This is a genomic window from Acetobacter oryzoeni, assembly GCF_004014775.2.
Taxonomy (GTDB): domain Bacteria; phylum Pseudomonadota; class Alphaproteobacteria; order Acetobacterales; family Acetobacteraceae; genus Acetobacter; species Acetobacter oryzoeni.
This window is the reverse complement of the sequence record NZ_CP042808.1, coordinates 155,472-169,827: the sequence shown is the minus strand read 5'-3', so window position 1 is coordinate 169,827 and position 14,356 is coordinate 155,472. Positions and strand designations below refer to the sequence as shown.

Here is a 14,356-nt window from a genome sequence, read left to right as displayed (position 1 = left end):
TCTTAGCCGGCAAAGTTGCGGTTGAAGGTTGTCAGGTATTCTGTCAGGCGTGCTTCCAGATCTTTGGAAAGAGCCTTTTCCTTTTTAATGGTATCCAGAATATCTTTACCTGCGCTGCGCACATCGTTCAGCAGCGCACGTTCCCAACTCACAACCTTATCGACAGCAATACCATCAACAAAACCACGGGTGCCTGCAAAAAGCACAACAACCTGTTCTTCAACGGTAAGCGGAGAAGACTGGCTCTGCTTCAGCAACTCAACCAGACGGGCACCACGTGCCAACATCTTCTGGGTTGCCGGATCAAGGTCAGATGCAAACTGAGAGAACGCAGCCATTTCACGATACTGCGCCAGTTCCAGCTTAATCTTACCTGCAACCTGCTTCATGGCTTTGATCTGTGCAGCAGAACCCACACGAGACACAGAACCACCCACGTTCACCGCAGGGCGAATACCGCGATAGAACAGGTCGGTTTCAAGGAAGATCTGACCATCTGTAATGGAAATAACGTTTGTCGGAATATAGGCAGAAACGTCACCAGCCTGCGTTTCAATAACAGGCAGAGCCGTGAGCGAACCTGCGCCATATTCATCAGACATCTTCGCAGCGCGTTCCAGCAAACGAGAATGCAGGAAGAACACGTCACCCGGATAAGCTTCACGGCCTGGCGGACGACGCAGCAGCAGGGACATCTGACGATAAGCCACAGCCTGCTTGGAAAGATCATCGTAGCAGATCAGGGCATGCATACCGTTGTCGCGGAAGTATTCACCCATCGCGCAAGCGGCATAAGGTGCCAGATACTGCAGCGGAGCCGGATCAGATGCGGTGGCAGCAACGACGATGGAATATTTCATCGCGCCTTTTTCTTCCAGCAGGCGCACAAGCTGCGCAACTGTGGAACGCTTCTGGCCGATAGCAACGTAAATGCAGTAAAGTGACTTCTTGTCGTCACCTTCATCATTCACGGTTTTCTGGGCAAGAATGGTATCTGTCAGAATGGTGGTTTTACCGGTCTGACGGTCACCAATCACCAGTTCACGCTGACCACGTCCAACCGGCACGAGGGCGTCAATGGCTTTAATACCGGTCTGCATCGGTTCATGCACGGACTGACGCGGCATAATGCCAGGCGCTTTCACTTCAGCGCGGCGCAGCTCAACGTCTGCCAGCGGGCCTTTACCGTCAATCGGGTTACCCAGACCATCAACAACGCGGCCAAGCAGTCCCTTACCAACGGGAACGCTCACCACCATGCCGGAACGGGTAACAGTGTCACCTTCACGGATGTTGGTGTCATCACCGAAAATAACGATACCGACGTTATCGCTTTCCAGGTTCAGGGCCATGCCCTTCTGACCGGCGGTTGGAAAGTCCACCAGCTCGCCTGACATTACATTCTGCAGGCCGAACACACGGGCAATACCGTCTCCGACAGACAGAACCGTGCCGGTTTCGACAACATCAGATTCCTTATCGAACGAGGCAATCTGCTGCTTGAGGATATCCGAAATCTCTGCGGGACGGATTTCCATCACGCGGCTCCCTTCATGGCGTAATGCAAACGAAACAGGCGAGTCTTAAGGCTGGCGTCATAAAGCTTTGCCCCCACCCGCACGACCAAACCGCCGAGGAGGGAGGAATCGACACGCTCGCGAATATTGATACGGGAGTATCCGGCTTCCGCCAGCCGTGCCTGCACTTGGGCACGTTGCTCAGGCGTAAGCGGATAAGCACTGGCAACTTCTGCCACCACTTCACCCCGGCGGGAAACGGCTAGCGCATCAAGCGCAGCCAGAATCCGGCGCAAAACAGGCAGGCGGCGGTTATCAGCCACAACGCCCACAAAATTACGAAGAGTCTGCCCGAACCCCTGTGCCTCAAGCACAGCCAAAACGGCTTTGCGAGATACAAGAATATCAAGACGCCTGTCTTCCAGGACCGTGCGCAAAGGCGCACTTTCATCAATCAGGCGCGCAAGAGCGGCACCTTCATCAAGCACTGCATCCAACTGGCGCTGTTCGGCTGCAAGATCATAAAGCGCCGTTGCATAACGGCCTTCAAGACCATTGGAAGCAAAAGCAACCGGTTGTGCTGTCGTTACGCCCGAGGCCACCACTCTTTTGGTTCTTTCCTTCTGTGCGCGCCGGCATTCCACACTAACAAACTCTGACGGTGCCGCGGCTTATCCGTTAAAGGTCTTACAGCACGCAACCATCGGCGCGGCCTCTAGCATGCTCATCAGCCCCACGCAACATCCCTGACGCGCCATTTTTGTTTCCACACCCGTTTGTGCCACCCAAAGCGCGCAAAAACAGGCCATAAATCACCACAAACCACGAAACAGAAAAAGACGCCAGACACGTAATAAAAAACTCACCTGCCAACATCCACGATGATGGGGGAGAAATTCTTGATCTGCCAAATTTTTAGGAAGAAAGATGGAGCGGACAGAGGGAATCGAACCCTCCTCAGTAGCTTGGAAGGCTACTGCATTACCACTATGCTATGCCCGCATACTCCATGTGCTTTTGCCACTAACTGCAAAGGCGACATTTTGCAAGTTTGAAGATAAAAATTTTAACCATCCACCAAAAAAGGGCAGACATTTGTTGTTTGCCTCTTGACTTTAAGCCCGCAACATATTTTCTTCCGCCACCTGCAAAGGCTGCTGTTAAGTGGCTGGTCAGGCTGACGGTTATCCGTTATAGCATTGATCCAGCTACGGCAGACAGGCTGTAGGGGTGTAGCTCAATTGGCTAGAGCGCCGGTCTCCAAAACCGGAGGTTGTGGGTTCGAGACCCTCCACCCCTGCCAGGTTTAAGATTGCAGGTTCTGCGCCGTAGTTTCCGCCTTGTTTTTCTAAGTTTCAACGCGGAAATCCTGTGCGGAATGTGTGGTGTATTCAGGACTGCCGCCGGAAAACATCCGGTTTTCGTGCAGTGTAGAAAGGGTGGTTCGTGTCGTTCAGTCCCGGTAAGTTCCTGCATGATGTGCGTGCCGAGGCGGAACGGGTCACATGGCCCACCCGCCGTGCTACCTTGGTAACCACGGGCGCCGTTCTGGCCATGGCAGGCATGGCATCCATTTTCTTCTTTTTTGTTGACCAGCTGATCGGTCTCGGTGTGCGTCAACTTTTCGGGCTGGGAGGCTAACGACATGGCCAAACGCTGGTATGTGGTTCACGTCTATTCGGGCTTCGAAAAGAAAATTGCCCAGCACATCCGTGAAGAAGCGGAACAGAAGGGCCTGAGCGACCATATTGATGAAATTCTGGTGCCTTCTGAGGAAGTCATTGAAGTGCGTCGTGGCCAGAAGGTAAATACGGAACGCAAGTTCTTCCCTGGCTACGTCCTTGTCAAAATGGAAATGACTGACGAGACATGGCATCTGGTAAAAGATACCCCAAAGGTTACGGGTTTTCTGGGAACCAGAAACCGCCCTACCCCTATTTCTGCTGCTGAAGCTGAACGCATTATCAAGCAGACAGAAGAAGGTGTGCAGCATCCTCGTTCTGCCGTCTCGTTTGAAGTTGGCGAGCAGATTCGCGTGGCAGATGGTCCGTTCACGTCCTTTAACGGTGTGATTGAGGAAGTGGACGAAGAAAAAGGCCGCTTGAAAGTCAGCGTCTCTATTTTCGGGCGTTCTACACCGGTGGATCTGGAATACAATCAGGTGGAAAAGCTGTAAAATCAGCTTTTTTATCCGAAAGAACTCAAGGCGGCCTTAGTGCCGCCTTTTTTATTGCCTTAACCCAGACTTGCTGTTTGCGCTCTTTCTTTCTGCATAAAAAACCGCTGTAATCTTGCCCTTGGCCTCACAATTCATGGAGTTATCATGCCATCTGCTTCCACGCCCCAACTGCGAGGAATGGCCCTTCTTAATAATGCGCACCTGAACAAGGGCACGGCGTTTACCGAGGAAGAGCGCCGCCTTTATGGGCTGGAAGGATTGTTGCCCACACAGGTTGAAAACCTAGACAGGCAGGTAGAACGCATCCACCGCCACCTTGAGGCCAAACCCAGCAATCTGGAACGCTATATTTATCTGAGCGGCCTGCGCGATCAGAACGAAACCCTCTTTTACAAAGTTCTGATGTCTAACCCGGCCCGATTCGTGCCGATTGTATATGCGCCCACACTGGCCGCCGTATGCCAGCAATTCAGCCATATCTATCGCCGTCCCCGTGGCATGTATATCAGCTTGGATATGCGTGGCCGTATTAAGGATGTGCTGCACAACTGGCCGATGGAAAATGTCCGCTTCATGTGTGTGACCACAGGCGGCCGCATTCTTGGGCTGGGTGATATTGGCGTAAACGGTATGGGTATCCCCATTGGCAAGCTGGATCTTTATACAGCCTGCGGCGCAGTGCCCCCCGATTCGCTTTTGCCTGTGCAGCTTGATATTGGCACCACAAACAGCGCTTTAAGAGCTGACCCTCTGTATCTGGGGCTGCGGCGTGAACCTCCCCTGTTAGAAGAACTCGATTCTTTTGTAGAAGAATTTATTGAGGCCGTGCAGGAAGTCTTCCCGCAAAGCTGTATCCATTTTGAGGATTGGAAGGGCACGGATGCCCTACGCTACCTCAAAAAATATCATGACCGCGTGCTGTGCTATAATGATGATATCCAAGGCACGGCCGCTGTTACCTTAGCGGGCCTGATTACGGCACTGAAAATCAAGAACGAATCGCTGACCCAGCAACGCTTCTTGTTCCTGGGGGCGGGTTCCTCCGGCATTGGTACTGCCGATATGCTGGTTTCCGCCTTGAAACAGGAAGGGCTATCTGAGCAGGAAGCCATTGACCGCATTACATTAATGGATGTGAACGGTCTTTTAGAAACGTCACGCACTGATCTGCTGCCCGAACAGGAACGGTTCGCCAAGAATCTCCCGCCATCACGTGATCTGCTGGGCATGATCAAAACTGTTAAACCCACAGTGCTGATTGGTGTTTCCACCGCTGGCGGCTCTTTCACCCAAGATGTGGTGGAAGAAATGAGCAAGCTGAACGAACGCCCCATTATTTTCCCGCTGTCGCTGCCGCAGAAAAATGGGGAATGCACGGCTGAGCAGGCCTATGAATGGTCTAAAGGACGCGCACTTTTTGCTGCAGGCCTGCAGTACCCAGAAGTGACGTATAATGACCGTACGTTCTATCCGGGGCAGGCCAATAACTTCTACATCTTCCCCGCTCTGGGGCTGGCTGTGTATGCTACCTGCCCCAAGCTGATTACAGATGAAATGGTAATTGAAGCCGCACAGGCTCTGGCGGATCAAGTAGATCCTGCAGCGCGTGAACGGGGACGGTTGTTCCCGCCACAAAGCGATATTCTGGAAGTGTCCATCACCTCCGCCACACGTATTGCTGAGTTTATTTTTGATAAAAACGCCGCGACGGTGGAACGCCCCAAAGACATTCGGGCTTGGATTGAAAATCTAACCTACAAACCACGCTATACAGACTAACCCTTAAAAAAAGGCTGAAGGGCATTTGCTCCTTCAGCCTTTTTTATTCCCGTGGTTAGTTCTGCACAGCAAATCCAAACACATTGGCATAAAAAGCCAATTCTTCTGCAAAGGCCGTGCGAATAGTCGCTTCCTTGCGGAAGCCATGCCCCTCCCCTTCAAATTCTCGTAAAGTCACAGGCGTTCCCACGGCTTTCAAAGCTTTGGCCATGGAATATGCCTGTTCTGGCGGTACAACTTTATCGTCCATTCCCTGCAATAGCAGCACAGGGGCGCGAATCTGATCCGCAACGGAAATTGGAGAGCGCTGCAGATAAAGCGCCTCAGCTTCTGGCCACGGGCCAATTAAACCATCCAGATAGCGTGCTTCAAATTTATGTGTTTCCTGCGCCAAAGCGCGCAAATCAGTTACGCCATACAGGCTCACACCTGCCGCAAAGATATCTGAAACAGCCAACGCTACCAGCACAGTCATACCTCCTGCACTGGAACCCCGGATGGCAATACGATTCGGGTCCACACGCCCCGATTCTACAACGGCACGGCAAGCAGACAGACAATCTGCCACATCCACCACACCCCACTGGCCTTTAAGACGATTCCGCCATGCACGACCGAATCCGGTAGAACCGCCATAATTCACATCCAGCACGGCAAACCCGCGAGACGTCCACCACTGGATTTTAAACGACAAACCTTCCTGCGCCCGTGCAGTAGGGCCTCCATGAACCTGCACAATCATGGGAGGACGCTCCCCCTTTGGCACACACGCATGGCGGTTGGTTGGCGGATAAAAGAAGGCATGCCCCATCAAGCCCTCTTCCCCATCCACTGAAAAACAAATCGATTCGGGTATAGAAATATCTGCAACATCCAGTTGTTCGGTTGATGCGCGCTGCAAAATAATCTCTGCACCTTTCTCAGGCGTGCCCACCACAACAGAAGGCAGAGCATCTGGTGGCGCTTGCAACCAGGCAAAACGGCCATCTGCCAAGGGAACAGGGCATTGGTCCGGTTTGGCATGGAAGATGCGATACTCAGATGCACCGTCCTGTTTTATCCAACATGTTGCTTGGCCCTGCGTAACGGCCAGAACCAGACAGCCCTCATTTTTGAGTAATTGATAGCTATTCTGCCCAAACACCCATGCTGGCTGCCCTACTTCCCCTTCAGGAGCAGGATAACGGGATAAGGTCGGGCTTTTTTCCTGCCAATTCACGTTCCATATCGTCCAACTTCCTGAACGATCAGACAAAACAAGCAATTGCCCATCAGATGTCCAGCGCGGCTCTATAAGCGATTCGCTTATTTGTTCGCCCGCCAGCACACGAGCACCTTCAATACCGCAGATGTCACCCGAAGCATTTCTCTGAACACGGGCAAGGCACAGGCGCGTGGCATCCCACGGCATGTTGGGGTGATCCCACTCAATCCATACCAACAATGTTCCATCTGGTGACAAAACCGGAGCGGCGTAAAAATCTGCTCCAGCTTTCAGCACCGTACCGGCTTTGTTGCCTTGAGGGTGCAATGCCACCAGTGCCGTTTTGGCCTCACCCGCTTCTCGGTGATCTTCCCGCACGGCCAGCACTGTTTCGGAACTTACGTCAAACCGCAGATCAGCAAACCGAAGCCCTGTCTCTCCAGCCACAAAAACTGCTGCGGTATCTTCTTCCCTGCGCAGCCACACGCTTACTGTACGTTTATCGGAATAGGCAATGCAGCCTCTTTTTACAGCATAAGCGCCACCGCCATACTCATGCACACAGGTTGCCACATCTGTATCTGGCTCCAGCGCTTCAGAGGCACCTTCTTCCTGCGTCCAACACATCAGCACAGAGCGGCCTGCCTCTGCGGGCCGTCGTTCCAGCCAGAAAACCGTATTTTCTACAGCCCGAACCTCAGAAAAAGACAGTGTCTTTCCTGCCACCAGATCCGGCGTAACAGGGGAAGGCCATGTGCCACACGGCATTGGCGTGACAGAAGAAGAAAGAGGAGGTGTGTTATTCATGCTGGTATTTTTTACCATTCTGGCAGTTGCATCCAGAAAAACATGCACCCGGACACCGCACGTGTTAAGCATTGCACCATACGCTCTTACGCAGAATGCTTGACACAACAGAACCTGAACGGTTTCTGCCGTGAGCAATCTCGTGCTCTGTCTAAATTGGATGTTCTGTTCTGTTACACTCTTTGCACAATTTCTTTTCAGTAGATTACCTGAGCAGCCTTTTCGCCCAATACGGTTATGGGGTGGTAGGGGTTGTGGTAATGCTAGAAAGCATGGGCTTTCCGCTGCCTGCAGAAAGCCTGCTTATTACCGGAGCGCTGTTTTGTGCCACAACGCACAAGCTGCACATTGAGGGCGTAGCGCTGGCCGGTGTGCTGGGTGCCATTATGGGCGACAATTTCGGCTATCTGATTGGCCATCTTGTTGGACTGCGGATGTTGCAGAAATATGGCCCCAAAATTGGCCTGACATCTCAGCGCCTTTTGTTAGGACGCTATGTTTTTCTCAAACACGGTGGCCCGGTTGTATTTTTTGGACGGTTTATTGCCGTACTGCGTATGTTTGTAGCCTTGCTGGCCGGAGCGAACCATATGCCGTGGCATACGTTTTTATTCCATAACGCGCTTGGCGGCATATTCTGGGCCGGTGGTTACACGCTTATTGCCTATCTGCTGGGGAACGAGATCCTTCGGCTTTCCGGGCCACTTGCTATCGCCTTTGGGGCAGTGGCCTGTATTGTCATCGGGTCTTTGTTCATATTCATCAAGCGCAATGAAAAACGTCTGACGGAGGAAGCCATGAAAGCAGCCGAGCAGGATGAACGCTTGAAAGTTCTTCCCTCATGACAGGGCGCAGAGCATGGCGCGTTAACCACAGCCAACCTGATCTGAAAGGGCAGGTTGCCCTTGTAACCGGTGGCAATAGCGGGCTGGGTTTTCAGGTTGCTTTAGGGCTTGCCCACCGGGGGGCACGTTTATTGCTGCCCGTAAGACACGCAGAGCGTGGGCGTGAAGCCATATCCCGCATCAAAGCAGAATGCCCAACGGCACAGATTATTCCTTTACCGCTGGATCTTTCTTCGCTCCAGTCTGTCGCGGAATGTGCTGCGGCTGCCACAAAATACACAGACCGGCTGCATCTGCTGGTGAACAACGCGGGCGTTATGGCCCCGACACGCCGCAAGGAAACCAAAAACGGCTTTGAGCTTCAGTTCGGCGTGAATCATCTGGGGCATTTTGCCCTGACAGCCCATTTGCGACATTTGCTGGAAAACGCTCCGGGCGGTGGGGTTGTTGTGAGTGTGGCCAGTTTGGCAGCCTGCAAGGGCCATATTCAGTTTGATGATCTGCAATCCCGCTATCGCTACAGCCCTTTTGGGGCATATCAGCAAAGCAAGCTCGCCAACCTGCTTTTTGCTATGGAATTGGCGCGCCGGGCGGGTGAACAGGGATGGAATGTGCACGCACGCGCAGCACATCCCGGTTGGGCCAGCACATCCATTATTGCCAATGGGCAGGCGGCTAGTCTGCCCGCGCCCCTTGGTCGTATTGAGCAATTTCTAGGCGGCATGATTCTACGCGTTATGGGGCAATCCGCCGCGCATGGGGCTGAGCCCATTTTATACGCTGCACTGTCCCCCACCGCCCGAGATGGGGATTATTACGGCCCGCAAGGGCATCATGAACGCCGCGGACCACCCGGACCAGCCCATATTCCTCCTACGGCGCGCAAAGGCAGCACTGCCGCACGCCTATGGGATGTTTCTGAAAGACTGACCGGCACAAGCTGGTAATATCTTATAAAAAGGGTGGTGTCTCATAAACCAGACACCACCCTTTATTGTATTCAGAAGCGAGTCGAACGGCGTGTACGGCTCTGCTGCCGTAATACGCTTTCAATCCAGTCATTCAGCCTGCGTGTTGTGTCTTCCGCTTCTTCCTGATCTGGGTAAATTTCAGGAAAGCGTAGCGCCAGCCACCGCCATGCTACCAAACGCTTGTGCCGTTTTTCAGCACGTTCCAGTTCTTCACGCCCTGCCCGCTCACTTGGAGGCAAACGGCCCGTTCCCGGCGGAAGCACGCGCCGCCCTGCGGCATGGTCTGCGGCCCAACCTACCAGACGGCGGATTCCATTATCTCGGTCATCCACCGGGCACATGGCGTAAGACCAGCGCGTTGTCAGATCCAGCCCTTCCACCCCTTCCAAGGCAGAAGCAATGGCAAAAGCCTGCTCCATATCTGACAACCGATAATTCGGATCATCCTTACGCAGCACGGCACGATGAATACGTGAAAGAACACCGTACAGACTTTGAGAGCCAATTTCTGCTGCCACAGCTTTTACGATATCGGCATCAGGCTGCACGTATGGCCGCAAATCATCAGGCTGTTCGGGGTCTGCTTCCAACTGCCGACGAATAAAGGTTGGGCTGCCTGCACCAGCAAGAACGGCAACAACGCCGGTTTCGTGCTTGCCAAAACGGCCTGCACGCCCGCCAATCTGCTTTACTTCCTGCACGGTCAGATCCCGCGTCTGGCGGCCATCATATTTTTTCAGGGCCGCAAACACCACGCGCTTGATGGAAAGATTAAGCCCCATGCCAATGGCATCTGTGGCCACCAGAATATCGGCTTCTCCATCATTAAAACGCTGGGCTTCTGCACGCCGCACCTCCGGGCTTAACGCCCCATACACCACGGCCACACGCTTGCCGTGCTGAAGCAGGGCTGCGCGTAAATCCAGAACCTCCCGGCGGGAAAACGCAATCAACGCATCCCCTGCCCCCAGATCCGCAAGCCGCACAGGGTGCGATGCTGCGCGCAGCGGGCTTTTGCGTTCCAGAGAAATTTCATCCAGTGGATCTCCGCACAATTCAGCAATACGCCGCACCATGGGAATACAATCTGGCGCGCCCAATACATATAAGTGGCGTGCAGGTGCACCCATAATGGCGGCTGTCCACGCGGCACCACGGTCTGTATCAAACAGCATCTGGGCTTCATCAATAACAGCCACATCTACAGGGCTGTAAAACGGGCACATTTCCACCGTTGCAGCCAGATGCTTGCTGCTCGGCACCACAATCCGCTCTTCACCCGTAGAAAGAGAGGCCTCAACGCCTCTGGAAGCCAGTGCTTCACGAAATTCATGCGCCAGCAACCGCAACGGAGCCAGAGCCAAGCCGCTTTCAGCCTGCGCCAGTGCATTCAGGGCCGTATAGGATTTGCCGCTATTGGTTGGCCCCGTAACAAGGGTAATCTGTCTGTTAAGCGCGCGGGCAGTACGAAAATGCGCGGCATATCGGTCGAGCGCAGCCACACGGGCAATAACGGAATTGGCAACCTTGCGGCCCATATCCGGTGCCGTTTTAGGGCCGCCAAATTCTGCCCCGCGGCCATTATCTTTCCGCCATTCACCCAGCTTGCCACGCAAAGCCACCAATGCGGCGGGGTCAAACTCCCACTTCTCACGGCCGCCGGATTCGCGCACCTTTCTGGCAACTGGCAGACGATTCTCTGCAATCCAGCGCAAAGCCTCACGTTGGGAGCAACGCAGCAGGCGCGGTACTTCTGCAAACGGAACAAGACTTTCTTCCCATTCCCGCAGTTGCGCTTCTTCCTTGTCGCGCTTCTGGCGGGCTGTCTGTTCTATTTTGCTGGCGGTCTGCTGCCTGCGGGCTTCCTCCCGCCGGGCCGTTTCAAGAAACGGATCTCCCTCTGGCAAACCAAACGCTACGGCAATAGCCATAAGCAGCAGATCTGTCTGATCGGGGGAAAGCACACGCCCTGTATCCACCAGATCAGCCTGCACTGTTTCAAACACAGCCCGAGGCGTTGCAGCATATCCACGCAGGCGAGACTCGGCCACAGGTGCTAGCGCGCGCTCTAGCTCCTGATCACCAGCCTGCGGGTCTGTAATACCGGAAACAGCTTCTTCTATTTCTTCCCGGCTGATCCAGATACGCCCGCTGCGGCGTGTTTTATCCAGCAGGCGGGAAATCCAGCGCTTGCGCCGCACCTGGCACAAAACCTGAAGGTAGGTTTCATCCGGCACCTCATGGGCGCCGGGCTCAAGATTACGGGCAAGGCGGCGGAGAACTTCGTGTTCTTCCTTGGCCTCTGGGGCAATAGTGGTGCGGGCTACAGCGCAGGCAAGAGCCTGACGGGCTGGAGAAGCAGAGCTGTCTGACGTCATGCTTTCTCTCTTGCGTCATCCTGCGGGCCGGAACAATGCCTTGGCGGCATACTTCATGCAAAATAAATCAGAAACCTGCCTTGCTCCTACAGCCCGATTTGGCCATTGTGGCGCCCCCAACCTACCCAGCAGACAGAAGCGGCAGGCGGTTTTCAGCCAGTTACGTGTTGCGCGAACACGTTGTGTGATGAATTTACACTGGCATTAGACGCCTCACCCTTCTAAAAACGCCGCCAGCAAGAAATTCACGGTGCTTTTGTATCTACTACGCAAAGGCACATTGTTCTGATCTGCTACAAGCGGAGTACATAGCGGTCCATGTCTGAAACCATGCTTGAAAACGACATCCTGCCACGGATGTCTGCCTCTGAAGTGCCCAGCGGCCTGCTGCCTGTTGATGGACAGGAAGGCGTGTGGCATCTGGCCCCGCCTACAAAAGAATACGGGCACCTTTACCCTGCCAAGGTTCTGACCGTTCATCACTGGACGGACCGCCTGTTCAGCTTCACCACCACCCGTGACCCCGGCCTGCGCTTTGAAAACGGCCAGTTTGCCATGATCGGGATTGAAGTAGACGGCAAGCCCCTGCTGCGTGCCTATTCCATTGCATCCCCCAACTATGCGGATGAAATGGAATTTCTTTCCATTGCTGTGCCCAACGGCCCGCTCACATCCCGCCTGCGCCACGTAAAAGTGGGTGATACGGTGCTGATCGGCCGCAAACCAACCGGCACGCTGTTGCTGGATAACCTGCGCCCCGGCCGTAACCTGTATTTCCTGTCCACCGGCACAGGGCTGGCCCCGTTCATGAGCCTGATCAAGGATCCGGAATGCTACGAACGGTATGACCACGTTATTCTGACACACACTGTGCGTCTGTCTGGCGAACTGGCATATTCCAACCATATCCGCCACGAACTGCCGGAACACGAGTTCCTTGGTGAAGAAATCAAGGAAAAGCTGCTGTATTACCCAGCCGTTACGCGTGAAGACTTTGCCGTAACAGAACGCATCACCAAGCTGATTGAATCGGGCAAGATCTTCAAGGATCTGAACATTCCTGAGCTTGATCCCGAACATGATCGCGTCATGATCTGCGGTTCTCCGGAAATGCTGGCTGATACGGAAGCCCTGCTGCGTGCGCGTGGGTTTGATGAAGGCAACATGTCCACCCCGGGCGCATACGTGGTGGAAAAAGCGTTTGCCGAACGATAAGGCACGCGTTTTTATGCCCAACACCGCCGCTTAAGACACATTATTAAAGGAGCACGCCCCATGAGCTATGATTTTGATCTTCTGGTTATTGGGGCGGGTTCCGGCGGCGTACGGTGCGCGCGCATTGCGGCCAGCCACGGTGCGCGCGTTGCCATTGCAGAAAGCCGACACTGGGGCGGTACCTGTGTGAATTTGGGCTGTGTGCCCAAAAAGCTTATGGTACAGGCCAGTGAATACGGTGATATGGTAGATGACAGCCACGGATTTGGCTGGACTTCTACCCGCGGCACGCATGACTGGGGCAAGCTGATGGCCGCCAAGGATCGGGAAATTACCCGCCTGAACGGCATTTATGTCTCCATGCTGGAAAAAGCCGGTATTACGCTTCTTACCGGCCATGCCCGATTTGTAGATGGGCACACTGTCCGCATTGAACCTTCCCCCCTTGCGCCGGATGAAGCCCCCCGCACCATTACGGCAGAACGCATTGTTATTGCCACCGGTTCCACACCCGTAAAACCTGATATCCCCGGCGCAGAACTGGCCATTACATCAGATGAGGCCTTTCACCTGCCGCAACGGCCAGAACGGGTGGTTATTATTGGCAGCGGGTATATCGGGCTGGAATTTGCCGGTATCTTTGCAGGCTTGGGTTCCAAGGTAGATCTGGTCTACCGGCGTGATTTGCCCTTACGCGGTTTTGATGAAGAAATGCGCAGCGCCATGGCAGAAGCCATTGATGCACGCGGCATTACCCAGCACCGCCACGCCTGTTCCACCGCCATTGCCAAAGAGGGCGCAGACCTTGTGGTAACGCTGGATAATGGCCAGCGCCTGCACACAGATTGCGTATTTATGGCAACAGGCCGACGCCCTAAAATTGATGCGTTGGGGCTGGAAAACACAGCCATTACCACCGCAGATAATGGGCGCATCAAGGTGGATATGAATAGTGAGACAGCCCAGCCGGGCGTTTACGCCATTGGGGATGTTACTGACCGTATCAACCTTACCCCTGTTGCCATTGCAGAAGGCCATAATCTGGCTGACCGCCTGTTTGGCAAAGGGCCTGCCCGCCAATGGTGCTATGCCACAACCCCCAAGGCTGTTTTCTTCTCCCCTCCGCTGGCAACCGTTGGGCTGACAGAGGAAGAAGCCGCCCGCAATGGCGTGGTAGACATTTATTTCACACGCTTTACCCCCATGCGGCACACTCTGACCGGCCGCACACGTAAAACAGTGATGAAGCTGGTTGTTGACCAAAAAAGCCAGAAGGTTGTGGGCGTGCATATTCTGGGGGATGACGCACCAGAAATGCTTCAGGGTGTTGCCATTGCTGTAACGGCTGAACTGACAAAAGCAGATTTTGACCGCACAATCGGTATTCACCCCACATCGGCTGAAGAGCTGGTGACCATGCGTACCCGCACGCGGGAAACCCCAAAAGCTGAAGGATAATTC

11 protein-coding genes and 2 tRNA genes are annotated in these 14,356 nt (G+C 54.0%); 8 read left to right on the top strand and 5 right to left on the bottom strand.

Annotation, left to right across the window (positions count from 1 at the left end):
* Nucleotides 1–2 precede the first annotated feature (2 nt).
* From atpA to EOV40_RS00805, 3 genes are all read right to left on the bottom strand, one after another.
* Entirely contained in the window at nucleotides 3–1,538 is a 1,536-nt protein-coding gene (atpA, locus tag EOV40_RS00820) for a F0F1 ATP synthase subunit alpha (RefSeq protein WP_050819014.1), read from the bottom strand.
* Nucleotides 1,538–2,161, bottom strand: a complete 624-nt coding sequence (gene atpH, locus EOV40_RS00815; RefSeq protein ID WP_012812312.1) for an ATP synthase F1 subunit delta — start codon at nucleotides 2,159–2,161, stop codon at nucleotides 1,538–1,540. Before atpH ends, atpA begins: the two co-directional genes overlap by 1 nt.
* Before the next feature lie 284 nt (nucleotides 2,162–2,445).
* Nucleotides 2,446–2,519: transfer RNA gene (locus EOV40_RS00805), tRNA-Gly, on the bottom strand.
* 224 nt (nucleotides 2,520–2,743) lie between these two features.
* Here EOV40_RS00805 and EOV40_RS00800 point away from each other — a divergent pair.
* The 4 genes from EOV40_RS00800 (at nucleotide 2,744) to EOV40_RS00785 (ending at nucleotide 5,475) form a co-directional block, all read left to right on the top strand.
* Nucleotides 2,744–2,820: transfer RNA gene (locus tag EOV40_RS00800), tRNA-Trp, on the top strand.
* A 143-nt stretch (nucleotides 2,821–2,963) separates the two neighbouring features.
* The gene (gene secE, locus EOV40_RS00795; protein WP_003629800.1) at nucleotides 2,964–3,158 is read left to right on the top strand and encodes a preprotein translocase subunit SecE; all 195 of its coding nucleotides are present in this window, start codon (nucleotides 2,964–2,966) and stop codon (nucleotides 3,156–3,158) included.
* Nucleotides 3,159–3,162: 4 nt separating this feature from the next.
* A complete protein-coding gene (gene nusG / locus EOV40_RS00790) occupies nucleotides 3,163–3,693 on the top strand; it encodes a transcription termination/antitermination protein NusG (RefSeq protein ID WP_003629802.1) in 531 nt (176 codons plus the stop codon).
* Between the two features lie 147 nt (nucleotides 3,694–3,840).
* Complete coding sequence (locus tag EOV40_RS00785; RefSeq protein WP_128104763.1) at nucleotides 3,841–5,475, top strand: NAD-dependent malic enzyme; 1,635 nt, start codon at nucleotides 3,841–3,843, stop codon at nucleotides 5,473–5,475.
* 55 nt (nucleotides 5,476–5,530) lie between these two features.
* Here the strand turns inward: EOV40_RS00785 and EOV40_RS00780 are convergent, their stop codons facing one another.
* Nucleotides 5,531–7,558 carry a S9 family peptidase gene (locus EOV40_RS00780; protein WP_128104762.1) on the bottom strand — a complete coding sequence of 676 codons (2,028 nt, stop codon included), beginning with the start codon at nucleotides 7,556–7,558 and terminating at the stop codon, nucleotides 5,531–5,533.
* 110 nt (nucleotides 7,559–7,668) lie between these two features.
* Between EOV40_RS00780 and EOV40_RS00775 the strand changes: the two genes are divergently transcribed.
* Together EOV40_RS00775 and EOV40_RS00770 are read left to right on the top strand one after the other, a co-directional pair.
* Complete coding sequence (locus tag EOV40_RS00775; RefSeq protein WP_050819010.1) at nucleotides 7,669–8,331, top strand: DedA family protein; 663 nt, start codon at nucleotides 7,669–7,671, stop codon at nucleotides 8,329–8,331.
* Nucleotides 8,328–9,278 carry an SDR family oxidoreductase gene (locus EOV40_RS00770; RefSeq protein WP_050819009.1) on the top strand — a complete coding sequence of 317 codons (951 nt, stop codon included), beginning with the start codon at nucleotides 8,328–8,330 and terminating at the stop codon, nucleotides 9,276–9,278. The genes EOV40_RS00775 and EOV40_RS00770 overlap by 4 nt, the downstream gene beginning before the upstream one ends.
* A gap of 53 nt (nucleotides 9,279–9,331) precedes the next feature.
* On the opposite strand, the gene EOV40_RS00765 is transcribed toward EOV40_RS00770, so the two are convergent.
* Nucleotides 9,332–11,680: a helicase-related protein gene (locus EOV40_RS00765; RefSeq protein ID WP_128104761.1), complete on the bottom strand. Its 2,349-nt coding sequence runs from the start codon at nucleotides 11,678–11,680 to the stop codon at nucleotides 9,332–9,334.
* 318 nt (nucleotides 11,681–11,998) lie between these two features.
* On the opposite strand from EOV40_RS00765, the gene EOV40_RS00755 reads away from it, so the two are divergent.
* Nucleotides 11,999–12,895 carry a ferredoxin--NADP reductase gene (locus EOV40_RS00755; RefSeq protein WP_050819007.1) on the top strand — a complete coding sequence of 299 codons (897 nt, stop codon included), beginning with the start codon at nucleotides 11,999–12,001 and terminating at the stop codon, nucleotides 12,893–12,895.
* 60 nt (nucleotides 12,896–12,955) lie between these two features.
* Nucleotides 12,956–14,353: a glutathione-disulfide reductase gene (gene gorA, locus EOV40_RS00750; RefSeq protein ID WP_128104760.1), complete on the top strand. Its 1,398-nt coding sequence runs from the start codon at nucleotides 12,956–12,958 to the stop codon at nucleotides 14,351–14,353.
* Nucleotides 14,354–14,356: the final 3 nt, after the last annotated feature.